This window comes from Enterobacter cloacae complex sp. GF14B (genome assembly GCF_004136805.1).
Classification (GTDB): domain Bacteria; phylum Pseudomonadota; class Gammaproteobacteria; order Enterobacterales; family Enterobacteriaceae; genus Enterobacter; species Enterobacter hormaechei_C.
In genome coordinates this window covers 1-24598 of sequence record NZ_QFRV01000031.1, presented here as the reverse complement: position 1 = coordinate 24598, position 24598 = coordinate 1, and the positions used below count along the sequence as shown (strand labels likewise).

General features: G+C 56.7%; 23 protein-coding genes. 18 read left to right on the top strand and 5 right to left on the bottom strand.

The window, feature by feature from the left end:
• On the top strand, nucleotides 1-636 hold the full coding sequence (gene yfhb / locus DD606_RS12135) for a phosphatidylglycerophosphatase C (RefSeq protein ID WP_003860696.1): 636 nt from the start codon (nucleotides 1-3) through the stop codon (nucleotides 634-636).
• Nucleotides 637-660: 24 nt separating this feature from the next.
• Nucleotides 661-1200 carry a tRNA adenosine(34) deaminase TadA gene (tadA, locus tag DD606_RS12130; RefSeq protein WP_022651606.1) on the top strand — a complete coding sequence of 180 codons (540 nt, stop codon included), beginning with the start codon at nucleotides 661-663 and terminating at the stop codon, nucleotides 1198-1200.
• Here the strand turns inward: tadA and mltF are convergent.
• Nucleotides 1088-2638, bottom strand: coding sequence for a membrane-bound lytic murein transglycosylase MltF (mltF, locus tag DD606_RS12125; protein ID WP_022651605.1), 1551 nt, complete (start codon nucleotides 2636-2638; stop codon nucleotides 1088-1090). The two genes, tadA and mltF, sit on opposite strands and share 113 nt — an antisense overlap.
• Nucleotides 2639-2905: 267 nt before the next feature.
• Between mltF and purL the strand changes: the two genes are divergently transcribed.
• From purL to glnB, 5 genes are all read left to right on the top strand, one after another.
• Complete coding sequence (gene purL, locus DD606_RS12120) at nucleotides 2906-6793, top strand: phosphoribosylformylglycinamidine synthase (RefSeq protein ID WP_058659561.1); 3888 nt, start codon at nucleotides 2906-2908, stop codon at nucleotides 6791-6793.
• Nucleotides 6794-7325: 532 nt separating this feature from the next.
• Entirely contained in the window at nucleotides 7326-8759 is a 1434-nt protein-coding gene (qseE, locus tag DD606_RS12115; protein WP_003860691.1) for a two component system sensor histidine kinase QseE/GlrK, read from the top strand.
• Nucleotides 8756-9508: a two-component system QseEF-associated lipoprotein QseG gene (gene qseG, locus DD606_RS12110; protein WP_003860689.1), complete on the top strand. Its 753-nt coding sequence runs from the start codon at nucleotides 8756-8758 to the stop codon at nucleotides 9506-9508. Before qseE ends, qseG begins: the two co-directional genes overlap by 4 nt.
• Nucleotides 9505-10842, top strand: a complete 1338-nt coding sequence (gene glrR / locus DD606_RS12105) for a two-component system response regulator GlrR (protein WP_003860687.1) — start codon at nucleotides 9505-9507, stop codon at nucleotides 10840-10842. The genes qseG and glrR overlap by 4 nt, the downstream gene beginning before the upstream one ends.
• Nucleotides 10843-10922: 80 nt before the next feature.
• Complete coding sequence (gene glnB, locus DD606_RS12100; protein ID WP_003860685.1) at nucleotides 10923-11261, top strand: nitrogen regulatory protein P-II; 339 nt, start codon at nucleotides 10923-10925, stop codon at nucleotides 11259-11261.
• A 76-nt stretch (nucleotides 11262-11337) separates the two neighbouring features.
• On the opposite strand, the gene hmpA is transcribed toward glnB, so the two are convergent.
• The gene (gene hmpA / locus DD606_RS12095) at nucleotides 11338-12528 is read right to left on the bottom strand and encodes an NO-inducible flavohemoprotein (protein WP_032665849.1); all 1191 of its coding nucleotides are present in this window, start codon (nucleotides 12526-12528) and stop codon (nucleotides 11338-11340) included.
• 304 nt (nucleotides 12529-12832) lie between these two features.
• On the opposite strand from hmpA, the gene glyA reads away from it, so the two are divergent.
• On the top strand, nucleotides 12833-14086 hold the full coding sequence (gene glyA / locus DD606_RS12090; RefSeq protein WP_129258691.1) for a serine hydroxymethyltransferase: 1254 nt from the start codon (nucleotides 12833-12835) through the stop codon (nucleotides 14084-14086).
• Between the two features lie 53 nt (nucleotides 14087-14139).
• Here glyA and DD606_RS12085 read toward each other — a convergent pair whose 3' ends face one another.
• Nucleotides 14140-14562, bottom strand: coding sequence for a DoxX family protein (locus tag DD606_RS12085; RefSeq protein WP_003860675.1), 423 nt, complete (start codon nucleotides 14560-14562; stop codon nucleotides 14140-14142).
• 172 nt (nucleotides 14563-14734) lie between these two features.
• On the opposite strand from DD606_RS12085, the gene DD606_RS12080 reads away from it, so the two are divergent.
• Nucleotides 14735-15874 (top strand): 3-phenylpropionate MFS transporter, encoded by a 1140-nt coding sequence (locus DD606_RS12080; protein WP_003860673.1) that lies wholly within the window; start codon nucleotides 14735-14737, stop codon nucleotides 15872-15874.
• Here the strand turns inward: DD606_RS12080 and csiE are convergent, their stop codons facing one another.
• Nucleotides 15875-17152, bottom strand: a complete 1278-nt coding sequence (csiE, locus tag DD606_RS12075) for a stationary phase inducible protein CsiE (RefSeq protein WP_045345467.1) — start codon at nucleotides 17150-17152, stop codon at nucleotides 15875-15877.
• Nucleotides 17153-17277: 125 nt separating this feature from the next.
• Here csiE and DD606_RS12070 point away from each other — a divergent pair, with 125 nt between their 5' ends.
• On the top strand, nucleotides 17278-17916 hold the full coding sequence (locus tag DD606_RS12070) for a DUF1007 family protein (protein WP_045345469.1): 639 nt from the start codon (nucleotides 17278-17280) through the stop codon (nucleotides 17914-17916).
• On the top strand, nucleotides 17907-18887 hold the full coding sequence (locus DD606_RS12065) for a nickel/cobalt transporter (RefSeq protein ID WP_129258689.1): 981 nt from the start codon (nucleotides 17907-17909) through the stop codon (nucleotides 18885-18887). The genes DD606_RS12070 and DD606_RS12065 overlap by 10 nt, the downstream gene beginning before the upstream one ends.
• A 61-nt stretch (nucleotides 18888-18948) precedes the next feature.
• Here the strand turns inward: DD606_RS12065 and suhB are convergent, their stop codons facing one another.
• A complete protein-coding gene (suhB, locus tag DD606_RS12060; protein WP_003860668.1) occupies nucleotides 18949-19752 on the bottom strand; it encodes an inositol-1-monophosphatase in 804 nt (267 codons plus the stop codon).
• Between the two features lie 132 nt (nucleotides 19753-19884).
• Here suhB and trmJ point away from each other — a divergent pair, with 132 nt between their 5' ends.
• The 7 genes from trmJ to DD606_RS12025 form a co-directional block, all read left to right on the top strand.
• A complete protein-coding gene (gene trmJ / locus DD606_RS12055; RefSeq protein WP_003860666.1) occupies nucleotides 19885-20610 on the top strand; it encodes a tRNA (cytosine(32)/uridine(32)-2'-O)-methyltransferase TrmJ in 726 nt (241 codons plus the stop codon).
• A 216-nt stretch (nucleotides 20611-20826) separates the two neighbouring features.
• Nucleotides 20827-21318, top strand: a complete 492-nt coding sequence (gene iscR, locus DD606_RS12050) for a Fe-S cluster assembly transcriptional regulator IscR (RefSeq protein ID WP_003860665.1) — start codon at nucleotides 20827-20829, stop codon at nucleotides 21316-21318.
• A gap of 117 nt (nucleotides 21319-21435) precedes the next feature.
• Nucleotides 21436-22650 (top strand): cysteine desulfurase, encoded by a 1215-nt coding sequence (gene iscS / locus DD606_RS12045; protein WP_003860663.1) that lies wholly within the window; start codon nucleotides 21436-21438, stop codon nucleotides 22648-22650.
• A 24-nt stretch (nucleotides 22651-22674) separates the two neighbouring features.
• Nucleotides 22675-23061, top strand: a complete 387-nt coding sequence (gene iscU, locus DD606_RS12040; RefSeq protein WP_003860661.1) for a Fe-S cluster assembly scaffold IscU — start codon at nucleotides 22675-22677, stop codon at nucleotides 23059-23061.
• A gap of 13 nt (nucleotides 23062-23074) precedes the next feature.
• Nucleotides 23075-23398: an iron-sulfur cluster assembly protein IscA gene (gene iscA, locus DD606_RS12035; protein ID WP_003860659.1), complete on the top strand. Its 324-nt coding sequence runs from the start codon at nucleotides 23075-23077 to the stop codon at nucleotides 23396-23398.
• A 76-nt stretch (nucleotides 23399-23474) separates the two neighbouring features.
• Nucleotides 23475-23990 carry a co-chaperone HscB gene (gene hscB / locus DD606_RS12030; RefSeq protein WP_032609855.1) on the top strand — a complete coding sequence of 172 codons (516 nt, stop codon included), beginning with the start codon at nucleotides 23475-23477 and terminating at the stop codon, nucleotides 23988-23990.
• Between the two features lie 14 nt (nucleotides 23991-24004).
• On the top strand, nucleotides 24005-24598 hold a 594-nt coding region (locus DD606_RS12025; RefSeq protein WP_176691440.1), incomplete at its 3' end, for an Hsp70 family protein.

The following is a 24598-nucleotide window of genomic DNA, read 5'->3' as shown; positions in this document are numbered from 1 at the left end:
TTGGCCAGTCACGAGCGTCGCGTTGTCTTTTTTGATCTGGATGGAACGCTGCATCAGCAGGATATGTTCGGCACCTTTATGCGCTACCTGCTGCGGCGCCAGCCCCTTAACGCGTTGCTGGTATTACCCCTGTTACCCGTTATTGGCATCGCGCTGCTGGTGAAAGGCCGTGCAGCGCGCTGGCCGATGAGCCTGCTGCTCTGGGGATGCACGTTTGGTCATAGCGAAGCGCGCCTCAAGCAGCTCGAACAGGATTTTGCGCACTGGTTTCGCGGGCACGTCGCCGCGTTTCCCGTGGTACAGGCGCGCCTGACCAGCTATCTCGACGCCAATGATGCCGATATCTGGCTGATTACTGGCTCCCCGCAGACGCTGGTGGAGCAAGTCTATTTTGATACGCCCTGGCTGCCGCGCGTAAATCTTATCGCCACGCAGATCGCGCGCGGCTACGGCGGCTGGGTGCTCACCCTGCGCTGCCTCGGACATGAAAAAGTGGTGCAGCTGGAGAAACGCATCGGTACGCCGCTGCGTCTGTACAGCGGCTACAGCGACAGCAAGCAGGACAACCCGCTGCTCTATTTTTGCCAGCATCGCTGGCGCGTCACGCCTCTGGGCGAACTTCAGCAACTCGAATAGTCTTATCTGTACCGGCTGTGTATAATGCCGCCCGCTTTTCGACTGGAGTATCAGCCCTTGTCCAACCCTGAACACAATCATGAATACTGGATGCGTCATGCGCTGGCGCTGGCTCAGCGCGCCTGGGAAGAGGGCGAAGTGCCCGTGGGCGCGGTTCTGGTCCATAACAATCAGGTGATTGGGGAAGGGTGGAACCGTCCGATTGGCCGTCACGATCCTACCGCGCATGCTGAAATTATGGCGCTGCGTCAGGGCGGACTGGTGCTGCAAAACTATCGTCTGCTTGATACCACCCTGTATGTCACCCTTGAGCCGTGCGTAATGTGCTCCGGGGCGATGGTGCACAGCCGAATCGGTACGCTGGTGTTTGGCGCGCGGGATGAAAAGACGGGCGCTGCTGGTTCACTGATGGACGTACTTGGGCATCCGGGGATGAACCACCAGGTGAAAACTATCGGCGGGGTACTTGCACCAGAATGTTCGGGTCTGTTAAGTGACTTTTTTCGAATGCGTCGGCAGCAGAAAAAGCAACAAAAGGCAGAATTGAAACCGCAGGGTGATTAAGCTCTTCCGGTGCGACCACCGGATAGCTTTCAGCCAGCTGTTGCGCCTCGGCCGCCTCTTTTTCTTTCTCCAGCAGATATCCCACCAGGCTTATCTGATACTTACGAATATTTTCCACGTAGGCATACGCTTCATGGCCGCGCGCATAGCCATACGTCAGCTTCTGGTACCACTGTTTCTGGCTAAGCAGCGGCAGGCGCTGTTTTACATCTGACCAACTGTCCGGGTTACCTTTGGTTTTCGCCGTCAGCGCCCGCGCGTCGAGCATATGCGCATACCCCATGTTATAGGCGGCCAGCGCAAACCAGATCCGCTCCCCTTCCGGGACCGTCTCCGGCACTTTCGCCATCATATCCTGTAAATACTGCGCGCCGCCGCTGATGCTCTGTTCCGCATCGGTCCGGTCGCTGATGCCGAGGCTCTGGGCGGTATTTTTGGTGAGCATCATCAACCCGCGCACGCCCGTGGGGGAGGTGGCCTGAGCATCCCAGTGCGATTCCTGGTAGGAAATTGCCGCCAGCAGCTTCCAGTCAATCTCCTGGGCGTACTTCTCAAACAGCGGTTGCAGGTCCGGCAGCACGCTGTCCACCGCGCGCAGGAAGGTGCGGGTGTCAACGTAATCAAAATCGTCCCCGTGACCGAGATATTTCTCTTCCAGACGCGCCAGGGTGCCGTCTTCATTGATGGAATTAAAGAAATCGAGCATGGCCGCAGAGACGGTTTGATCGTCGTCCAGCTGGGTAAACCAGGTCACCGGCTGTTCGTCGGTCACATCCAGCGCCACGGCGATTTCAGGATGAACGCGCTGGAAAAGACTGATCGCCACCGAATCAGCAATGGTATAGGCCAGCTTTTTATCTTTTACCTGCTCCAGCAATTCGGTCGTGCCGAGTTTAGGATCGACCGTCCAGCTGAGGTTAGGGTATTTTTTCTCTTTCAACGCCCGCAGATCGTCAATCACCACATGGCCTGGCGCAATGGTCAATTGCTGGTCGGTGATGTCGGCCAGTGAGCGCGGGCGCAGGCTACCCACACGATAAACCACCTGCTGCGACACGGAGTAGTAGGTCGGGCCCGGCTGATAGTTTTTGCTGCGTTCGCTGTTGTACACCAGACCTGCGGCGAGAATATCGGCACGGTCATGGTCCAAATCATCAAACAGCTGGTTGATGTTCTGCCGCACGGTAACTTTCAGCTTCACGCCCAGATAGTCCGCAAACAGCTGTGCCAGTTCGTAATCAAGACCGATGGTTTTACCGTTGATATCGTCGTAAATAAGCGGGGAGGAGAGGGTACTGACGCGCAACTCCCCCCGCTCCTGAATGGCGGCGATACGGTTTTCGGCCTTGCCGAACCAGGGGATAGACGGCCAGAGGGCCACTGCCAGCAGCAACGTAACAATGCCGATGAGCAGATAATTAATCTTTAATTTTTTCAATTAGTTAATTCTCTGCGACGCCGGTTGCCTCAGTGTGCTGTAGTCATGTTAAGAGTAGAGTTTGCCATTGATTGAGCGGCATTTTGCGCAAAGTAGCGCCAGTTGGCAACCAATTAGAGAGACAGGTCACATCTATTGTTAAACATAAAGGTTGATTTTATTTCGACGCAAACGGTTTCGTCGGCGCTCAGGATTCTCTATAATGACGCCCGTTTTCCCCCCTTGCGCACACTGTAAGCGCCCCGGCGCTTCGAAGACGAGAGACTTATGATGGAAATTCTGCGTGGTTCGCCTGCACTGTCTGCCTTCCGTATTACCAAACTGCTGGCACGTTTTCAGGCGGCCGACCTTCCGGTAAGCAATATTTACGCTGAGTATGTCCATTTTGCTGACCTGAATGCCCCCCTGAATGCAGAGGAGCGCGTACAGCTGGAACGTCTGCTTAAATATGGCCCAAGCCTGAGCAGCCATACGCCGACCGGCAAATTAATCCTCGCCACGCCACGCCCTGGCACCATCTCCCCCTGGTCTTCCAAAGCAACCGACATCGCCCACAACTGCGGCCTGAACCAGATTAACCGTCTGGAGCGCGGTGTGGCGTACTACGTGGAAGCCTCTACCCTGAGCGACGCGCAGTGGCAGGCGGTTGCGGCTGAACTGCACGACCGCATGATGGAGAGCGTGTTTGACTCTCTGGATGATGCGCAGAAACTGTTCTCCCACCATCAGCCTGCGCCGGTACAGAGCGTGGATCTGCTGGGGCAGGGCCGTCAGGCGCTGATTGACGCAAACCTGCGTCTTGGTCTGGCACTCGCAGAGGATGAAATCGACTACCTTCAGGATGCATTCGTTAAGCTGAATCGCAACCCGAACGACATCGAACTGTATATGTTCGCGCAGGCCAACTCCGAGCACTGCCGCCACAAGATTTTCAACGCCGACTGGATTATCGACGGCGAACAGCAGCCGAAGTCGCTGTTCAAAATGATCAAAAACACCATGGAGCAAACCCCTGATCACGTGCTGTCTGCCTATAAAGACAACGCCGCGGTGATGGAAGGTTCCGAGGTGGGCCGCTTCTTCGCCGATCGCGAAGCAGGGCGCTATGACTTCCATCAGGAGCCCGCGCATATCCTGATGAAAGTGGAAACCCACAACCACCCGACGGCGATCTCCCCATGGCCGGGTGCGGCGACCGGCTCCGGCGGTGAAATCCGTGACGAAGGGGCGACCGGTCGCGGCGCGAAACCAAAAGCGGGTCTGGTCGGTTTCTCCGTCTCCAACCTGCGTATCCCGGGCTTTGAACAGCCGTGGGAAGAAGATTTCGGCAAGCCAGAGCGCATCGTGACCGCGCTGGATATCATGACCGAAGGCCCGCTGGGCGGCGCGGCGTTTAACAACGAATTTGGTCGTCCGGCGCTGAACGGTTACTTCCGTACCTATGAAGAGAAAGTGGACAGCCACAACGGCGAAGAGCTGCGCGGCTACCACAAACCGATCATGCTGGCGGGCGGGATCGGCAACATCCGTGCCGATCACGTGCAGAAAGGCGAGATCGTCGTCGGCGCGAAGCTGATCGTGCTCGGCGGCCCGGCGATGAACATCGGTCTGGGCGGCGGTGCGGCCTCTTCGATGGCCTCCGGCCAGTCTGATGCGGATCTCGATTTCGCCTCCGTGCAGCGTGACAACCCTGAGATGGAGCGTCGCTGCCAGGAAGTGATCGACCGCTGCTGGCAGCTGGGCGATGCTAACCCGATTCTCTTTATCCACGACGTGGGAGCGGGCGGCCTGTCCAACGCTATGCCTGAGCTGGTGAGCGACGGCGGTCGCGGCGGACGCTTCAACCTGCGCGATATCCTGAGCGATGAGCCGGGTATGAGCCCGCTGGAAATCTGGTGTAACGAATCCCAGGAGCGCTACGTGCTGGCGGTTGCCGCCGATCAGCTGCCGCTGTTTGACGAGCTGTGCCGCCGCGAGCGCGCGCCGTATGCGGTCATCGGTGAAGCGACCGAAGAGCAGCACCTTTCCTTAAGCGACACCCACTTTGACAACCAGCCGATCGATCTGCCGCTGGACGTGCTGCTCGGCAAAACGCCGAAGATGACCCGCGACGTGCAGACTCGCAAAGCGGCGGGCAAAGCGCTGGATCGCCAGGGCATCACCGTGGCAGAAGCGGTTAACCGCGTGCTGCACCTGCCTGCTGTGGCAGAGAAAACCTTCCTGGTGACCATCGGCGACCGCACCGTGACCGGTATGGTATCCCGCGATCAGATGGTTGGCCCGTGGCAGATCCCGGTCGCTAACTGCGCCGTGACCACCGCGAGCCTCGACAGCTACTACGGCGAAGCGATGGCGCTGGGCGAACGCACCCCAGTGGCGCTGCTGGACTTCGCCGCCTCTGCACGACTGGCGGTTGGTGAAGCGCTGACCAACATCGCGGCGACGCAGATTGGCGACATCAAACGTATCAAACTTTCCGCGAACTGGATGGCCGCCGCCGGTCACCCTGGTGAAGACGCCGGCCTGTATGAAGCCGTGAAAGCGGTGGGTGAGGAACTGTGCCCAGCCCTCGGCCTGACCATTCCGGTGGGTAAAGACTCCATGTCGATGAAAACCCGCTGGCAGGAGGGTAACGAGCAGCGCGAGATGACCTCTCCGCTGTCGCTGGTGATAACCGCGTTTGCGCGCGTGGAAGACGTACGTCATACCGTTACGCCGCAGCTTTCCACTGAAGATAACGCCCTGCTGTTGATTGACCTCGGCAAAGGCCATAACGCCCTGGGCGCCACCGCGCTGGCGCAGGTTTACCGCCAGCTCGGCGATAAGCCAGCCGACGTGCGCGACGTCGCCCAGCTGAAAGGCTTTTACGACGCAATTCAGGCGCTGGTGGCGCAGCGTAAGCTGCTGGCCTATCACGACCGTTCCGATGGTGGCCTGCTGGTGACGCTGGCAGAGATGGCCTTCACCGGTCACTGCGGCGTTGAAGCAAACATTGCTACGCTTGGCGAAGACCGCCTGGCGGCGCTGTTTAACGAAGAGCTTGGCGCGGTCATTCAGGTACGCGCCGCAGATCGCGACGCGGTAGAAGCGATTCTGGCGCAGCACGGTCTGGCAGACTGCGTACACTATCTCGGTAAAGCGGTGCAGGGCGACCGTTTCGTGATTGAAGCCGACGGCCACGCGGTGTTCAGCGAAAGCCGCACCACGCTGCGTATGTGGTGGGCGGAAACCACCTGGCAGATGCAGCGCCTGCGTGACAACCCGGAATGCGCCGATCAGGAACACAACGCGAAGGCGAACGACAACGATCCTGGCCTGAACGTGAAGCTCAGCTTCGACATAAACGAAGACATTGCCGCGCCGTACATTGCGACCGGTGCGCGTCCGAAAGTGGCCGTGCTGCGCGAGCAGGGCGTTAACTCCCACGTTGAGATGGCGGCGGCCTTCCACCGGGCGGGCTTTGACGCCATCGACGTCCACATGAGCGACCTGCTGGCCGGGCGTACCGGGCTGGATGATTTCCAGGCGCTGGTTGCCTGCGGAGGGTTCTCCTACGGTGACGTGCTGGGCGCGGGCGAAGGCTGGGCGAAGTCTATTCTGTTCAACAGCCGCGTGCGTGACGAGTTCGAAACCTTCTTCCATCGTCCGCAGACGCTGGCGCTGGGTGTGTGTAACGGCTGTCAGATGATGTCTAACCTGCGCGAGCTGATCCCGGGCAGCGAAGCCTGGCCGCGCTTTGTGCGTAACCAGTCTGACCGCTTCGAAGCGCGCTTCAGCCTGGTAGAAGTAACCCAAAGCCCGTCTCTGCTGTTGCAGGGAATGGTGGGTTCGCAGATGCCAATCGCGGTTTCGCACGGCGAAGGTCAGGTTGAAATGCGTGATGCGGCGCACCTGGCTCAGCTTGAAAGCAAAGGACTGGTAGCGCTGCGCTTTGTTGATAACTTCGGCAAGGTCACCGAAACCTATCCGGCTAACCCGAACGGTTCGGCAAATGGCATTACCGCGGTCACCAGCGAAAGCGGTCGGGTGACCATCATGATGCCGCACCCGGAGCGTGTCTTCCGCACCGTGAGCAACTCCTGGCACCCGGAAAACTGGGGCGAGGACAGCCCGTGGATGCGCATTTTCCGCAACGCGCGTAAACAACTGGGTTAAGTTTCAACGCCCTGACTGTAGGCCCGGTAAGCGCGAGCGCCACCGGGCTTTTTTGTACCTGTCGCAAAATTGCGACAATCCTCTGGATTGAGTGTCTCCAATAAGAGACATTTAACCTGTTGATTTATCTATGGCAGGACAGGTTTCCATTAAGGTGTTGCTTAATAGCGACACTTAGCCTGGAAATCATTCACCTGACAATCAATGCATTTTAATAATAAAACGATTATTAATCATAAGGATAGTATCAATTTTTGCAATCTGGCACGCGCGTTGCATAATAGTAGCCAGTGGCTCATTCACCTTCTTATGTCAGCCCCTTCGGGACGTGCTACATAAACTTCGAATGACGCACAAAAAGGTGCCTGCCGTCCAACTACTGATTATTGCAATGCTTTATCAGGCCAGGGCGAAACGTCGAGTTAGGCACCGCCTTATTCCATGACAAAGCCGGGTTTTTACCCGGCTTTGTTGTATCTGAAGGGCAGACTCAGTTACGCTCTCCTCAAACCCGGATGATGAGAGTAATGTGTTGAAACGCTGGCCCGCTTTCCCTCGCTCCCTGCGACAGCTCGTTATGATGGCCTTCCTGCTGATCCTGCTACCTTTGCTGGTTCTGGCGTGGCAGGCATGGCAAAGCCTGAATGCGTTAAGTGCCCAGGCGGCCCTGACTAACCGCACCACGCTTATTGATGCCCGCCGTAGCGAGGCAATGACCAACGCCGCGCTGGAGATGGAGCGTAGCTATCGCCAGTACTGCGTGCTGGACGACCGTACGCTGGAGAGGGTCTATCAGAACCAGCGTAAACGCTACAGCGAAATGCTGGATGCCCATGCCGGGGTCTTGCCGGATGACAAACTCTATCAGGCGCTGCGTCAGGATCTGAACGATCTGGCGCAGCTCCAGTGCAAAAACAGCGGTCCTGATGCCGCCGCCGCCGCCCGACTTGAAGCCTTCGCGAACGCCAATACGGAGATGGTGCAGTCCACCCGTACGGTTATCTTTTCCCGTGGTCAACAACTCCAGCAGGAGATTGCCGAGCGCGGCCAGTTCTTCGGCTGGCAGGCGCTGGTGCTGTTCCTCGTCAGCCTTGGGCTGGTACTGCTCTTTACCCGCATGATCATCGGCCCCGTAAAGGGGATCCAGCGGATGATTAACCGCCTGGGGGAGGGCAAATCTCTCGGGGATACGGTTGTTTTTAAAGGCCCGCGCGAGCTGCGCTCGGTCGGTCAGCGCATCATCTGGCTTTCTGAACGCCTGGCGTGGCTGGAATCGCAGCGTCATCAGTTCCTGCGCCATATCTCACACGAACTCAAAACACCGCTGGCCAGTATGCGTGAAGGCACGGAGCTGCTGGCAGACGAAGTAGCGGGACCGTTAACCCCTGAGCAAAAAGAGATCGTGGCGATTCTGGATGCCAGTAGCCGCAATTTACAAAAACTTATTGAACAACTGCTGGACTATAACCGCAAGCTGGCGGATGGTGCTGTGGTGCTTGAAAGCGTTGAGATTGAACCGCTGGTGGACATGGTGATCTCCGCCCATAGCCTGCCAGCAAGAGCTAAAATGATGCATACCCAGGTGGATCTCAATGCGCCATCCTGCCTGGCAGAGCCGATGCTCCTAATGAGCGTACTGGATAATCTTTATTCCAATGCGGTGCACTATGGTACTGAATCCGGTACCATTTATATCAGAAGCAATAACAACGGTTCGCGGGTATTTATTGACGTAGCGAATACGGGAAGCCCGATTCCGGATGATGAAAAAACGATGATCTTTGAGCCCTTCTTCCAGGGGAGTCATCAGCGAAAAGGTGCGGTAAAAGGAAGTGGTCTGGGGCTGAGTATTGCCCGCGACTGCATACGACGCATGCAGGGTGAGCTTAACATCGTGAGTGATGAACGCGCCGATGTCTGTTTTCGTATCGAACTGCCTCTTGAGCCGGAAAAATCAATGAAATGAATAACAACCTGGTGAGTATGTCACACGTCTTTTACCGCGCACTGCGCGCGGTGTTTTCCAGCAAAAATGTGCGCCTCAGCCTGCCCTGCTTACTGCTGGCTGGCTGTGTAACCCATGCACCAAAAAGTGCGATTAGCCACAAACAGGAAGATAAATGGCCGCAAAAACAGCTGGCCGATTTCCTTTCAACACGTTGCGATGATATCTGGAGCCTGTCGGGGCGTGATGTTGAATCCAATCCGCTGTTCTGGCTGCGCGGAATAGACTGCGCCCAGCGACTGGCGCCCGCCGAGGCCCGTGCCCAGGCGGCGATGCTGATGGACGATACCTGGCAGGACGCGTTTAAACGCGGGATCGTGATGGCGGATGCCAGAATCACGCCTGTCGAACGCCGCGCCAACGTGACGCGGCTGGATACTTACGTGATCAATATTCCCCCCCAGGTGCGCCCGGTTTATCAGCTCTGGCGGGACGGACAAACCCTGCAATTACAGCTGTCCGAAGAGCGTTTCCGCTACAGCAAATTGCAGCAGTCAAGCGACAGCGAGCTTGATGCGCTTCGCCAGCAGCAGGAGTCGCTGCGCGAGCAGCTGGAAACCACCACCCGCAAGCTCGAAAATCTGACCGATATCGAAAGACAGCTCTCGACGCGTAAGCCGGCAGGCAGCTATCTGCCCGATGGGTCGAAAGGCAACTCTGCCACGACGCCAGACAGTGAGACGCCGAAACAAGAGGATGTGAAGCCATGACAAGCCGTAAACCTGCCCATCTGTTACTGGTGGATGACGATCCCGGGCTGTTAAAGCTGCTGGGGATGCGTCTGGTCAGCGAAGGCTACAGCGTGGTCACCGCTGAAAGCGGGCAGGAGGGGCTGAAAGTGCTCAGCCGCGAGAAAATCGATCTGGTGATCAGCGATTTGCGCATGGATGAAATGGATGGCCTGCAACTGTTCACGGAGATCCAGAAGCAGCAGCCCGGGATGCCGGTGATTATCCTCACCGCTCACGGATCTATTCCTGATGCGGTGGCCGCGACGCAGCAGGGGGTATTCAGCTTCCTCACCAAACCGGTGGATAAAGACGCCCTCTATAAAGCGATCGACAGCGCTCTTGAGCACGCGGCGCCATCCGGCGACGACGGCTGGCGTGAATCCATCGTGACGCGTAGCCCTGTGATGCTGCGCCTGCTGGAACAGGCGCGGATGGTGGCGCAATCCGACGTTAGCGTGCTGATCAACGGCCAGAGCGGGACCGGGAAAGAGATCCTGGCCCAGGCGATCCACAACGCCAGCCCACGCAGTAAAAATGCCTTTATTGCCATCAACTGTGGCGCGCTGCCGGAACAACTGCTTGAGTCTGAGCTCTTCGGCCATGCCCGCGGCGCCTTTACCGGCGCGGTGAGCAGCCGTGAAGGGCTGTTCCAGGCGGCTGAGGGGGGCACGCTGTTCCTTGATGAAATTGGCGATATGCCCGCGCCGTTGCAGGTCAAACTGCTGCGCGTGTTGCAGGAGCGGAAAGTGCGTCCGCTTGGCAGCAACCGCGATATCGATATCAACGTGCGCATTATTTCCGCTACCCATCGCGATTTGCCCAAGGTGATGGCGCGCAACGAGTTCCGCGAAGATCTCTACTATCGACTGAATGTCGTCAACCTGAAAATCCCGGCGCTGGCCGAGCGTGCGGAAGATATCCCGCTGCTGGCAAATCACCTTTTGCGCCAGGCCGCTGACCGCCACAAACCATTCGTGCGCGCGTTCTCCACCGATGCGATGAAACGCCTGATGACAGCAAGCTGGCCGGGCAACGTACGCCAGCTGGTGAACGTGATTGAGCAGTGCGTGGCGCTGACGTCATCGCCGGTGATCAGCGATGCGCTGGTGGAGCAGGCGCTCGAGGGGGAAAACACGGCCTTACCGACGTTTGCGGAAGCGCGAAACCAGTTCGAGCTGAACTATCTGCGCAAGCTGCTGCAAATCACCAAAGGCAACGTGACCCACGCGGCGCGCATGGCCGGGCGTAACCGTACCGAGTTTTATAAATTGCTCTCACGCCATGAGCTGGAAGCGAACGATTTTAAAGAGTAATACCGCAAAATTCGCCTGAATATGATACTGTGAGCAACCGATTACGAGGCTGCTTACTGGCAAGAGTTTAAGGACCCACCATGAAAAAGATTGATGCGATTATTAAACCTTTCAAACTGGATGATGTACGTGAAGCGCTGGCAGAAGTAGGCATCACCGGGATGACCGTAACTGAAGTGAAAGGTTTTGGTCGTCAGAAGGGCCACACCGAGCTATACCGTGGCGCAGAGTACATGGTGGACTTTCTGCCGAAAGTGAAAATCGAGATCGTGGTAAGCGATGATATCGTCGATACCTGTGTGGATACCATCATCCGCACGGCGCAGACCGGTAAAATTGGCGACGGGAAAATCTTCGTCTTTGACGTGGCGCGCGTGATCCGTATCCGTACCGGCGAAGAAGACGACGCGGCGATTTAAAAAAGATTTGGTAGGCCGGGTAAGGCGCAGCTGCCACCCGGCGAAAAAAAAGCCCCACGTTGAGGGGCTTTTTGCATTACAGCACTTTATGCGGGCCGAAACATTCGTAATGAATGTTGTCTTTATTAACGCCCAGGTCTACCAGCTGCTTCGCGGCATACTGCATAAACGCTACCGGCCCACAAACGTAGAACTGCATCCCCGGTGCGCTGAACGCCCCTTCATGCTGCCCTAAATTCATCAGGCCTTCGCTGTCGAAACGAGCCGCTGCGCGGTCGGCTTCCGTGGGTAAACGATACCAGGTATGCGCGGTAAAGTGTGGCAGACCCGCTCCCAGCGCTTTCACCTCGTCCGCGAAGGCGTGAACATCACCGTTCTCCGCCGCGTGGAACCAGTTAACCTGCGCGCTGTGGTTTGCTTTCGCCAGCGTATCCAGCATCGCCAGCATTGGCGTCTGCCCCACGCCTGCGGAGATCAGCGTCACCGGGGTATTCGTTTCAACGGCCATAAAGAAATCGCCCGCCGGTGCCGCCAGATGGACCACGTCGCCCACGCTGGCTTCGTTATGCAGCCAGTTGGATACCTGACCGCCTTCCTCACGTTTAACCGCAATGCGATAGCCTTTGCCGTCTGGCTTGCGGGTCAGGGAGTACTGGCGAATCTCCTGATGCGGGAAGCCTTCAGGCTTCAGCCAGACGCCCAGATACTGGCCCGGCTGGTAATCGGCAACTGGCTGACCGTCAACTGGCTCAAACTCAAAGCTGGTGATCAGTGCGCTGCGCGGGGTTTTCTCAACGATGCGGAAGGCGCGCGTGCCTTCCCAGCCGCCAATCTTGCTGGCGTTTTCGCTGTAGATCTGTGCTTCACGGTTGATGAATACGTTTGCAAGTACGCCATAGGCCTTCCCCCAGGCATCCAGTACTTCCTGGCCCGGGCTGAACATTTCGTCCAGGGTCGCCAGCAGGTGACTGCCGACGATGTTGTACTGCTCAGGTTTGATCTGGAAGCTGGTGTGCTTCTGCGCGATTTTTTCCACCGCAGGCAGCAGAGCCGGCAGGTTTTCGATGTTGCTGGCATAGGCGGCAATAGCATTAAACAGCGCTTCGCGCTGATCGCCGTTACGCTGGTTGCTCATGTTGAAAATCTCTTTGAGCTCCGGGTTATGCGCGAACATGCGATCGTAGAAATGGGCGGTCAGTTTAGGACCCGTTTCAACCAGCAGGGGGATTGTGGCTTTCACGGTAGCGATGGTTTGGGCGTCGAGCATAGCAGCTTCCTTCTGATGTTACTTTAATGATGTATTTTATATGCATCTTATAAAAATACCCCTGCAATGTAAATGGTTCTTTGCATCGTGAAAAATATGCATCACAAAGCTGAAAAGAAATCCGTTGAAAATGGTGAGAGCTTTATTGCTCAAACCCTTGCGTGGCGTGGAGGTAAACGTTTGCGTAAAATCGTTTGTCAAGACCTGTTATCGCAGAACTATTCAGTTATACTGTTGCCCGTCGTCCAACAGGACTGCCTTTTCAGGCCAAAAATTTACTTGTTAGCTGAGTCAGGAGATGCGGATGTTAAAGCGTGAAATGAACATTGCCGATTATGATGCCGAACTGTGGCAGGCTATGGAGCAGGAAAAAGTACGTCAGGAAGAGCACATCGAACTGATCGCCTCCGAAAACTACACCAGCCCGCGCGTGATGCAGGCGCAGGGTTCTCAGCTGACCAACAAATATGCTGAAGGTTATCCGGGCAAGCGCTACTACGGCGGTTGCGAATACGTTGATATCGTTGAGCAGCTGGCTATTGACCGTGCGAAAGAACTCTTTGGCGCTGACTACGCGAACGTCCAGCCGCACTCTGGCTCTCAGGCTAACTTCGCTGTTTATACCGCGCTGTTGCAGCCGGGCGATACCGTTCTGGGTATGAACCTGGCGCAGGGCGGCCACCTGACTCACGGCTCCCCGGTTAACTTCTCTGGCAAACTGTACAACATCATCCCTTACGGTATTGATGAGTCCGGTAAAATTGACTACGAAGACATGGCGAAGCAGGCCAAAGAGCACAAGCCGAAGATGATCATCGGTGGCTTCTCTGCTTACTCCGGCATCGTTGACTGGGCAAAAATGCGTGAAATCGCTGACAGCATCGGCGCGTACCTGTTCGTCGACATGGCGCACGTTGCCGGTCTGATTGCCGCTGGCGTTTACCCGAACCCGGTTCCACATGCGCACGTTGTGACCACCACCACCCACAAAACCCTGGCGGGTCCACGCGGTGGGCTGATCCTGGCGAAAGGCGGTGACGAAGAGCTGTACAAAAAGCTGAACTCCGCCGTATTCCCAAGCGCCCAGGGCGGCCCGCTGATGCACGTTATCGCCGCGAAAGCCGTCGCGCTGAAAGAAGCGATGGAGCCAGAGTTCAAGGTTTATCAGCAGCAGGTTGCTAAAAACGCCAAAGCGATGGTGGAAGTGTTCCTGAATCGTGGCTACAAAGTGGTCTCTGGCGGGACTGAAAACCACCTGTTCCTGCTGGACCTGGTTGATAAGAACCTGACCGGTAAAGAAGCTGACGCAGCCCTCGGCCGCGCCAACATCACCGTGAACAAAAACAGCGTGCCAAACGATCCGAAGAGCCCGTTCGTGACCTCCGGTATCCGTATCGGTTCTCCGGCCGTAACTCGTCGTGGCTTTAAAGAAGCGGAAGTAAAAGAGCTGGCGGGCTGGATGTGTGACGTTCTGGACAACACCAATGACGACGCGGTTATCGAGCGCGTTAAAGGTAAAGTGCTGGACATCTGCGCACGCTTCCCGGTGTACGCATAATTCTCTGCGTTGCAGAACTGAAAAAGGCCGCTCATGCGGCCTTTTTTTATGGGCTAACGTCGATCGAGGGAGATGGCCCCCGGCCCGGTAATCGCCAGCAAAATAAATGCGCCAGCGATACTCACATTTTTGTAGAAGTTAATCATATTTGGCAGGACCGCATCGCCCGTCATATCCCAGTAGTGGTGACCAATCACCGCCGTTCCCAGCGTATAGAAGACAAAGATCACCGCGAGAGGGCGGGTGAAAAAGCCCAGCACGATTAGAATCGCGGCGGGGACTTCCATCACCACCGCAATAATCGCGGCCAGCATGGGCATGGGGGCGCCGAGCGACGTCATATACTGAACGGTGCCGCTAAACCCCGTCAGCTTGGGATAACCGAAAATAATAAACAGGACCACGATAGCAATGCGGGCAATTAAAAGCAGGAGAGAACGAGAGGAGCCGAAATCGAAATAACGTAAGCTGTTCATGGCAAACGACCTCTTCAGGCGATGTCTTATAAACGTAATACAGTTTTACCGCTCTCGCCATACGCTGTCCGGCTGGTGATGATGTTAATTTTTAGTTAATTTATAGCGCGCTAACGACTTGCTAAAGTCAGGGATTAACGCCAGACTATCGCCTCCATTTCGGGAGGGATTCATGGTCTTGCATTCCACGCGCTGGCTGGCGCTCAGCTATTTCACCTATTTCTTTAGTTACGGTATTTTTCTGCCTTTCTGGAGCGTCTGGCTCAAGGGAATTGGTCTGACGCCTGAGACCATTGGCATCCTGTTGGGCGCGGGGCTGGTGGCACGTTTCCTGGGTAGTCTGCTGATTGCGCCCCGCGTCAGCGATCCCTCCTTACTGATTAAAGCGGTGCGAATTCTGGCCCTGCTGACGCTGGTCTTTGCCGCCTGCTTCTGGGTTAGCCACCAGTTTGCCTGGCTGATGGTGGTAATGGTTGGCTTTAATCTGTTCTTCTCCCCGCTGGTGCCGCTGACGGATGCCCTGGCGAACACCTGGCAAAAGCAGATCACCATGGACTATGGCCGCGTGCGCCTGTGGGGATCGATTGCCTTCGTGATCGGCTCTGCGCTGGTCGGGAAACTGGTCAGCCTCTATGACTATCGTGCCATTCTGGCGCTGCTAACGCTCGGCATCGCCTCAATGCTGCTCGGTATGTTGCTGCGTCCGTCGGTGATGCCGCAGGGCGAAAGCCGCCATCAGGAGAGCGCCGGCTGGCCCGCCTGGCGCTCGCTGGTGGCGCAAAGCTGGCGTTTCCTGGCCTGCGTCTGTCTGCTTCAGGGGGCGCATGCGGCCTATTATGGCTTCAGCGCCATCTACTGGCAGGGGGCGGGTTACTCGGCTTCTGCGGTAGGCTACCTGTGGTCGCTCGGCGTGGTGGCGGAGGTTATTATCTTCGCGCTGAGCCAAAAACTGTTCCGTCGTTTCGGGGCGCGTGACCTGCTGCTGCTTTCCGCCGTGTGCGGCGTGGCGCGCTGGGGCATCATGGGCTGGACGACGGAGCTGCCGTGGCTGATTGTGGCGCAAATTCTGCACTGCGGAACCTTCACCGTCTGCCATCTGGCGGCGATGCGCTACATCGCGGCGCGAGAGGGTGGGGACGTTATTCGTCTTCAGGCGGTCTATTCAGCGGTGGCGATGGGCGGCAGTATTGCGGTGATGACCGTATTTGCCGGTTTCCTCTATCAGCACCTGGGGCACGGTGTGTTCTGGGTGATGGCGCTGGTCGCTTTACCGGCCATCGTTATTCGCCCTAAAGTCGCTGCTCGCACGTAACTACGATTCGAGCATTACGCGAATGTGTTCCTGCTGCTGCGTGTTCAGGGTCTCAACGGCATGAATGAGCGGCGGCGAGAACAGCGGCAGGGCGGTTGGATAAGGCGTAATAACCAGCGCCGCCTCGCGGGGCGCGCCCTCCTTCTTAAACGCCTCCAGGCTAAGATAACGAATATTGAGCGGCAGCAGCGTCAGCTCGCGAAGCTGCTGCTCAATTAACTCTTCACAGGCTTTATCTTCCCCCGTTAACAGGACCACCTGTTTTTCATGCAGATCGGTCTCCTGCATCAGCCAGGCACCAAAAATCACCGCCACCAGAGCCATCTCTTCACCGGAGAATCTCAGACCAAATTCGGCTTCCAGCTCAGACAGCGCCTCTTTAGTGGTGCGCAGCAGCCGGGGGTATAAACGGTGGATCTCTTCCGGCAGACTGTTGTCGATGCCGATGTCAAATAAGGAGCGGTCCAGCGCCTGAGCCAGATGGATATAAAGCTGATCGGTCAGACCTTGCTCATCGCTGAAGTTCATCCCGGTTTGTGCCCGGAAGCGGGCAATCATACGCACGATGGCGCGACGCAGGCGCTGATCCTGCTGGTGTTTATCCATCACCGGGTCGGGTGTGCGAAGCATCATAAACAGCAGCGCCAGGAACAGCTGTTCATCGCTGTGCGTTCCCTGCGGGACGCGCCGTTTCCAGTGGCGGACAATTTCCTGCGCCGTAAAGTATTCCCCTCGGGACTGCGTCCAGCTGCGCTGAACGGGCGAAAACTCCGGCGTATTGCCCAGATGATGCTGAATCAGACAATATTGCAGATAGAGCTGTAAAAATTGTACGTCGCGGGACTCAAACTGGCGCTGAAGCTTGCGCGCACAAAAGTTGATAAGCGCCCGAAGGTTCGCATCGTCATAAAGCGGGCGGGCAATGCCGTGCTGTTTGAGCGCGGTTTTTAAGGCAGGAGTAAACTGTTGGGCGACAAAATGTGGACACAGCCGAAGCGCCCTGCGCAGCCAGTGCAGCAGGCACAAACGTTGATTCAGGGCGGTACCCTCAATTCGGTAGCAGCCATCATGGTGCGTGACGATATCAAGCCGATGATAGCGCTGGATTTCATCGCGCGTCTCGGCTATATCTTGCCGTGCCATGACGTCGTCCACGCCGTTGGCAGCGATTATGCTCTGTGCGGTGACGGCAGCATCGGGCAGGTAAAGCATCAAAAGCACCTGGCAGCGGCGCTGCGAACTGGAAAGCACAGATGGAATTTCAAGCGTCGTCATCATCTGTCGGGTATCCAGTGTGAATGTTTGATAAGAATAGCTAAAGGATGGGCGCTGAAAAGCGCACCGGCAGGCCTTTCACTCAGGATTGCTGGCGAACATCACAGAATTTTTGACGTGAGGAACAGATGCAAATAGTTAAACAAAGCGCGGTAGCGTTATTTTTGGCGGTTTTCACTTTCGCCGCCGGCGCACATCCTCACAGTTTTATCAGCCTGAAAACCGAACTGGTGACGGACGGCACGCAGCTCAGTGGCCTGAAGATGCACTGGACGATGGATGAAATCACCTCCGCCGACCTGCTGTACGATGCCGGAAACGCAAAGCCCGGCGATGAGATCTGGAAAAAGCTGGCGGCGGAGGTGATGGCCAACGTGCTGGGTCAGCACTACTTCACCGAGTTCTGGCACAACGGACAAAAGGTCAAATTTCTTAACCGTCCCACGGAGTACGACATGACCCGCGAAGGTCATCAGGCGGTGCTGACGTTCGTGCTTCCGCTGGCGCATCCTCAGCCGCTGGCCGGGCAGAAGTACACGTTTTCCACGTTTGACCCTACCTATTATGTCGACATGCGCTATGACAATGACAGCGACGTACGGCTGCCGGACGCGCTGCAAAAAAGCTGCAAAATTGGCGTGCACACCCCTAAACCCAGCGAAGAGACGCTGAACTTTGCGATCTCGCTGGATAAAGCAGATGCCCCGCCTGAGGACATGGAGCTGGGTAAACAGTTCGCGCAGGAGGTGACGTTACAATGTCAGTGATCTCCTCTCCCGTCAGTAAGCCGCGTCGCTGGCTGCACCTCTGGCCTCTGGCGCTCTTTTTGTTGTTAGCGGTTGGCGGCGCGCTCTGGCTGTGGCAGGCATGGCCGCAGGTGATGGTGAAAAGCGTCCTCTGGCAGCGGGAAGTTAATCAGCAGATGAGCGTGCTGCTGAAAGCCGTGGCGGATAATCCGACCAAAGCGGGCGGCGCTCTTCTGGCGTTCAGCTTTATCTATGGCGTGCTGCATGCCCTGGGACCGGGGCACGGCAAAATTGTCATCACGACCTGGCTTGCTACGCATCCGTCGAAGCTGAAATCGAGTATCGGCCTGACGCTGGCTTCTTCTTTACTTCAGGGCGGTGTGGCGATTGCGCTGGTCGTGGTCGTCCTCTCGCTGCTACAGCTGCCGGCTCGCCAGCTGCATATGAGCAGCTTCTGGCTGGAGAAGGGGAGTTACGCGCTGGTAGGCGTGCTGGGGTTGATCCTCTGCTGGCGGGCGCTGAAAAAATTGCGCGCGTTGCTGCAAGAACCAAAATTCAAAGCTTTTACGCCGCATAACGTTCACCATGAAAACTGCGGGTGCGGGCATCAGCATCTGCCGACGCAGGAACAATTACAGAATGGTGACGGCTGGCGTGCGCGTCTGATGATTGTGCTCTCAATGGGGATGCGTCCGTGCTCGGGCGCAATCATGGTGCTGTTGTTCAGCAAAGTGACAGGCGTATTTGGCTGGGGCATGCTCTCGGCGCTGGCGATGGCGGCGGGAACGTCTCTGACGATCTCTTCGTTAGCCTTGCTGGTGCACAGCTTCCGTCAGCTGGCGGTAAAACTCAGCGGCAATAAAACGCCGGTATTGTGGCGACAGGTTGGCTGGACGACGCTTGCGTTGGCAGGCGGGGTGATTCTGCTGGTGGCTGCGGTCACGATGTGGATGAGCGCGGTGCCGGTGGGAAGGGGGTTGCGGCCTTTCTAGCCGTATCTGAGGCGTGTTGTAGGCCCGGTAAGCGTAGCGCCACCGGGCTTAACAGACTGAATTAACGCTTCAGCGCATCGCTCAGTTCATCACGCATGTTTGCCAGCATGGCTTTAACAACGCGCGGGTTACCAGCAACGATGTTGCCGGTAGACATATAGTTATGGCCGCCGGTGAAGTCGCAAACAATCGCGCCAGCTTCACGTGCGATCAGCTCGCCCGCCGCAAAGTCCCACGGTTTCAGTGACAGCTCAAAGTAACCGTCAACGCGGCCGGTCGCCACGTAGGCCAGATCCAGTGCAGCAGAGCCGGTGCGACGGAAGTCCGCGCATTCGGTGAACAGCTTGCCCAGGATATTCATATAGGTGGTTGCGTGCTGCTTCGCCTTGAACGGGAAGCCGGTCGCCAGAATCGTGCCGTCCAGATCGCGTGCATTGCTGCAACGCAGACGGTAGCCGTTCAGCTGCGCGCCCTGACCGCGGGTCGCGGTGAACAGTTCGTTACGCATTGGATCGTAAACAACGGCGACTTCAGTACGGCCTTTGATGCGTACTGCGATAGACACAGAGAAGTGTGGCAGGCGTTTGACGAAGTTGGTGGTGCCATCCAGTGGATCGATAACCCATTGAACATCCTGATCGGTACCTTCATGTTCACCGCTTTCTTCGGTGATGATGGTGTGCTGCGGGTAAGATTTGCGGATCGTTTCGATAATAATCGCTTCTGCGGCTTTATCGACGTTCGTCACGAAATCATTGCTGCCTTTCTGGCTGGTTTCTACGGAGTCTGGGGTTTCGTAGTGTTTGGCAATTACATTACCCGCCTTGCGCGCTGCGCGCACGGCGATGGTCAGCATCGGATGCATCGGTCTCTCTCACTGGATGTTAAAGAACAGGAAAATCGGCGCAGAGTATAGCAGCGGGATCGGATTATGTCTCTCGTTTATGATAATATGCCCGAATATTCTTCAGACACTGAATCCAGACATCTAAAAATTATGCTGCAAAACATTCGAATCGTGCTGGTCGAAACATCGCACACCGGCAACATGGGCTCTGTGGCCCGCGCTATGAAAACCATGGGCTTAACGAACCTGTGGCTGGTTAATCCGCTGGTGAAACCAGACTCTCAGGCTATTGCTCTGGCGGCCGGCGCCAGCGACGTGATCGGGAATGCGCAGATCGTGGACACCCTGGACGAAGCCCTGGCCGGTTGCAGTCTGGTGGTGGGGACCAGCGCGCGCTCCCGTACGCTGCCCTGGCCGATGCTGGACCCGCGCGAATGCGGCCTGAAAAGTATCTCAGAAGCGGAACAGGCGCCGGTTGCGCTGGTGTTTGGTCGTGAACGCGTTGGCCTGACCAACGAGGAACTACAGAAGTGTCACTACCACGTGGCGATTGCCGCCAATCCGGAATACAGCTCGCTGAACCTGGCGATGGCGGTGCAGGTCATTGCCTACGAAGTGCGCATGGCATGGCTGGCGACGCAGGAGAAACCGGTCGAACCTAAAGAAGAGACGGCCTACCCGCTGGTGGACGATCTGGAGCGCTTCTACGGTCATCTGGAGCAGACGCTGCTCTCAACCGGCTTTATCCGTGAAGGCCACCCGGGTCAGGTGATGAACAAGCTGCGCCGTATGTTCACCCGCGCCCGCCCGGAAAGCCAGGAGCTGAACATTCTGCGCGGGATTCTGGCGTCGATTGAGCAGAAGAACAAAGCGTAGTGTCGATTTCCCCCTTTCCCCGTGGGAGAGGGCTGGGGTGAGGGCATCAGGCCGCACCTATATTATGAAGGCACAGAAGGTTAAATACCTGACTAAAACAGTCAAGTAAATAGTTGACCAATTTAGTCAGGAATGTCAGACTTGGCCCTGCTATGCAATACCCCCATTTTACAATAAAAAACCCCGGGCAGGGGCGAGTTTGAGGTTAAGTAAGACATGAGACTGACATCTAAAGGGCGTTATGCCGTGACCGCGATGCTGGACGTTGCGCTCAACTCCGAAGCGGGCCCGGTTCCGTTGGCTGATATTTCTGAACGACAAGGGATCTCCCTCTCTTACCTGGAACAGCTGTTCTCCAGACTGCGTAAAAATGGACTGGTGTCCAGCGTTCGTGGCCCGGGCGGCGGTTATCTGCTGGGTAAAGACGCGGGCAGTATTGCGGTTGGCGAAGTGATTAGCGCGGTTGACGAATCCGTTGACGCGACCCGTTGCCAGGGTAAAGGCGGCTGTCAGGGCGGCGATAAATGCCTGACCCACGCGCTGTGGCGCGATCTGAGCGACCGTCTGACCGGCTTCCTGAACAACATCACCCTCGGTGAGCTGGTGAATAACCAGGAAGTTCTGGATGTCTCTGGTCGTCAGCATAGTCAGGATTCACAGCGCAGCACCCGCACGCAGGACGCCATCGACGTTAAACTGCGCGCGTAATTAAAAAGATAAGTATTCAGAATCAGGCCGGGGTGGTCACACCCCGCGTACTCGGTCGTACATCCAGCCGGTTGCCTGATTCCTTGCATTGAAGCGATGTACGGAGTTTATAGAGCAATGAAATTACCGATTTATCTCGATTACTCCGCAACCACGCCGGTGGACCCGCGTGTTGCCGAGAAAATGATGCAGTGTCTGACCCTGGACGGAAACTTTGGTAACCCAGCTTCCCGTTCACACCGTTTTGGCTGGCATGCTGAAGAGGCGGTTGATATCGCCCGTAATCAGATTGCTGACCTGGTCGGTGCCGACCCGCGTGAAATTGTTTTCACCTCCGGTGCGACCGAATCCGACAACCTGGCGATCAAGGGTGCAGCCAACTTTTATCAGAAAAAAGGCAAGCACATCATCACCAGCAAAACCGAACACAAAGCCGTGCTGGACACCTGCCGTCAGCTGGAGCGTGAAGGGTTCGAAGTCACCTATCTGGCGCCACAGAGCAACGGCATTATCGATCTGAAAGAGCTCGAAGCGGCGATGCGTGATGACACCATTCTGGTCTCCATCATGCACGTCAACAACGAAATCGGCGTGGTACAAGACATCGCGACCATCGGCGAAATGTGCCGCGCGCGCGGTATCATCTACCACGTGGACGCGACCCAGAGCGTGGGCAAACTGCCTATCGACCTGAGCCAGCTGAAAGTGGACCTGATGTCCTTCTCCGGTCACAAAATCTATGGTCCGAAAGGTATCGGCGCGCTGTACGTTCGTCGTAAGCCACGTATCCGCATCGAAGCACAGATGCACGGCGGCGGTCACGAGCGCGGCATGCGTTCCGGTACGCTGCCTGTTCACCAGATCGTGGGCATGGGCGAAGCCTACCGCATTGCAAAAGAAGAGATGGAAACCGAGATGGCACGCCTGCGCACGCTGCGTAACCGTCTGTGGGACGGCGTGAAAGATATGGAAGAAGTGTATCTGAACGGCGATCTCGAGCAGGGCGCGCCGAACATCCTCAACGTCAGCTTCAACTATGTTGAAGGCGAGTCGCTGATCATGGCGCTGAAAGACCTGGCCGTTTCTTCCGGCTCTGCCTGTACCTCTGCAAGCCTGGAGCCATCCTACGTACTGCGCGCGCTGGGTATGACTGACGAGCTGGCACACAGCTCTATCCGTTTCTCTTTAGGTCGTTTTACTACCGAAGAAGAGATTGACTACACCATCAAGCTGGTTCGTAACTCCATCGGCCGTCTGCGCGACCTTTCTCCACTGTGGGAAATGTTCAAGCAGGGCGTGGATCTGAACAGCATTGAATGGTCACATCACTAATCGGTACATAAGGAGAATTCAATCATGGCATACAGCGAAAAAGTCATCGATCATTACGAAAACCCGCGCAACGTTGGCTCTTTTGACAACAGCGACGAATCTGTTGGTAGCGGCATGGTCGGTGCGCCAGCATGTGGCGACGTGATGAAGTTGCAGATCAAAGTCAACAATGAAGGTATCATTGAAGACGCGCGCTTCAAGACCTACGGCTGCGGTTCTGCTATCGCGTCCAGCTCCTTGGTCACCGAATGGGTGAAGGGCAAGTCTCTGGACGAAGCACAGGCAATCAAGAACACGGATATTGCTGAAGAACTCGAACTGCCGCCGGTGAAAATTCACTGCTCAATTCTGGCAGAAGACGCGATCAAAGCCGCCATTGCGGATTACAAAAGCAAACGTGAAGCAAAATAATTGAGGTTTGAGTATGTCGATTACCCTTAGCGACAGCGCTGCCGCGCGAGTAAGCTCTTTTCTGGCGAACCGTGGTAAAGGCTTTGGCCTGCGACTGGGCGTACGTACCTCCGGCTGTTCTGGTATGGCTTACGTACTGGAGTTTGTTGACGAACCGGCGTCTGATGACACCGTGTTTGAAGACAAGGGCGTGAAGGTGGTGGTCGATGGCAAAAGCCTGCAATTCCTCAACGGCACTCAGCTGGACTTCGTAAAAGAAGGCCTGAACGAAGGGTTCAAATTCACGAACCCGAACGTCAAAGACGAGTGTGGTTGCGGCGAAAGCTTCCACGTTTAACCGCGCGTCATCCGAAACCCCACCGTGGCTTTGCTACGCGTGGGGTTTGTTCTAACAGGCTACCCCTGAGATTGTTATGGATTACTTCACTCTCTTCGGACTACCCGCTCAATACCCGATCGATCTCCAGGCGCTGACGGTCCGTTTTCAGGATCTCCAGCGTCAGTACCATCCGGATAAATTCGCCAGCGGGACGCAGGCAGAGCAACTGGCTGCGGTATCACACTCCGCCACCATCAACCAGGCCTGGCAAACGCTGCGTCATCCGCTGGCGCGTGCAGAATATCTGCTCTCGCTTCACGGTTTCGATCTGGCGAGCGAACAGCATACCGTGCGCGACGCCGCCTTTCTGATGGAACAGCTGGAGCTGCGCGAAGAGCTGGATGAAATTGAACAGGCTAAAGACGAAGCGCGCCTGGAAAGCTTTATCACGCGCGTAAAGGGTATGTTCGATACCCGCCATCAGCAGATGGTGGAGCAACTGAACAACGAGACCTGGGACGTGGCGGCAGACACTGTGCGCAAACTCCGTTTTCTCGATAAACTGCGAAGCAGTGCTGAACAACTCGAAGAAAAGCTGCTCGATTTTTAATTTCGGAAGCAATTATGGCCTTATTACAAATTAGTGAGCCTGGCTTAAGTGCCGCACCGCACCAGCGTCGTCTGGCGGTCGGTATTGACCTGGGCACCACCAATTCCCTCGTGGCGACCGTGCGCAGCGGCCAGGCGGAAACGCTGGCTGACGAGCAGGGGCGCCATCTGCTGCCTTCTGTAGTCCACTACCAACAGCAGGGTCACGCGGTCGGGGTTGATGCCCGCGCTAACGCCGCGCGCGATCCGGCCAATACCATCAGCTCGGTTAAGCGCATGATGGGCCGCTCGCTGGCTGATATCCAGACCCGTTACCCGCATCTGCCGTATCAGCTACAGGCCAGCGAAAACGGCCTGCCGATGATTGCGACCGCGGCCGGTCTGCTGAACCCGATTCGTGTTTCTGCTGACATCCTCAAAGCGCTGGCGGAGCGTGCTACGGCCACGCTCGGCGGCGATCTGGACGGCGTGGTGATCACCGTTCCTGCCTACTTTGATGATGCACAGCGTCAGGGCACCAAAGACGCCGCGCGTCTGGCGGGCCTGCACGTGCTGCGTCTGCTGAACGAACCGACGGCGGCGGCGATTGCCTACGGCCTCGACTCCGGT

Excerpts from the sequence above, each read along its gene's own strand:
- tadA (WP_022651606.1), top strand. The coding sequence starts at position 661 with ATGCCGCCCGCTTTTCGACTGGAGTATCAGCCCTTGTCCAACCCTGAA.
- purL (WP_058659561.1), top strand. The coding sequence starts at position 2,906 with ATGATGGAAATTCTGCGTGGTTCGCCTGCACTGTCTGCCTTCCGTATT.
- qseG (WP_003860689.1), top strand. The coding sequence starts at position 8,756 with ATGAATAACAACCTGGTGAGTATGTCACACGTCTTTTACCGCGCACTG.
- glrR (WP_003860687.1), top strand. The coding sequence starts at position 9,505 with ATGACAAGCCGTAAACCTGCCCATCTGTTACTGGTGGATGACGATCCC.
- glnB (WP_003860685.1), top strand. The coding sequence starts at position 10,923 with ATGAAAAAGATTGATGCGATTATTAAACCTTTCAAACTGGATGATGTA.
- hmpA (WP_032665849.1), bottom strand. The coding sequence starts at position 12,528 with ATGCTCGACGCCCAAACCATCGCTACCGTGAAAGCCACAATCCCCCTG.
- glyA (WP_129258691.1), top strand. The coding sequence starts at position 12,833 with ATGTTAAAGCGTGAAATGAACATTGCCGATTATGATGCCGAACTGTGG.
- DD606_RS12085 (WP_003860675.1), bottom strand. The coding sequence starts at position 14,562 with ATGAACAGCTTACGTTATTTCGATTTCGGCTCCTCTCGTTCTCTCCTG.
- DD606_RS12080 (WP_003860673.1), top strand. The coding sequence starts at position 14,735 with ATGGTCTTGCATTCCACGCGCTGGCTGGCGCTCAGCTATTTCACCTAT.
- csiE (WP_045345467.1), bottom strand. The coding sequence starts at position 17,152 with ATGATGACGACGCTTGAAATTCCATCTGTGCTTTCCAGTTCGCAGCGC.
- DD606_RS12070 (WP_045345469.1), top strand. The coding sequence starts at position 17,278 with ATGCAAATAGTTAAACAAAGCGCGGTAGCGTTATTTTTGGCGGTTTTC.
- DD606_RS12065 (WP_129258689.1), top strand. The coding sequence starts at position 17,907 with ATGTCAGTGATCTCCTCTCCCGTCAGTAAGCCGCGTCGCTGGCTGCAC.
- suhB (WP_003860668.1), bottom strand. The coding sequence starts at position 19,752 with ATGCATCCGATGCTGACCATCGCCGTGCGCGCAGCGCGCAAGGCGGGT.
- trmJ (WP_003860666.1), top strand. The coding sequence starts at position 19,885 with ATGCTGCAAAACATTCGAATCGTGCTGGTCGAAACATCGCACACCGGC.
- iscR (WP_003860665.1), top strand. The coding sequence starts at position 20,827 with ATGAGACTGACATCTAAAGGGCGTTATGCCGTGACCGCGATGCTGGAC.
- iscS (WP_003860663.1), top strand. The coding sequence starts at position 21,436 with ATGAAATTACCGATTTATCTCGATTACTCCGCAACCACGCCGGTGGAC.
- iscU (WP_003860661.1), top strand. The coding sequence starts at position 22,675 with ATGGCATACAGCGAAAAAGTCATCGATCATTACGAAAACCCGCGCAAC.
- iscA (WP_003860659.1), top strand. The coding sequence starts at position 23,075 with ATGTCGATTACCCTTAGCGACAGCGCTGCCGCGCGAGTAAGCTCTTTT.
- hscB (WP_032609855.1), top strand. The coding sequence starts at position 23,475 with ATGGATTACTTCACTCTCTTCGGACTACCCGCTCAATACCCGATCGAT.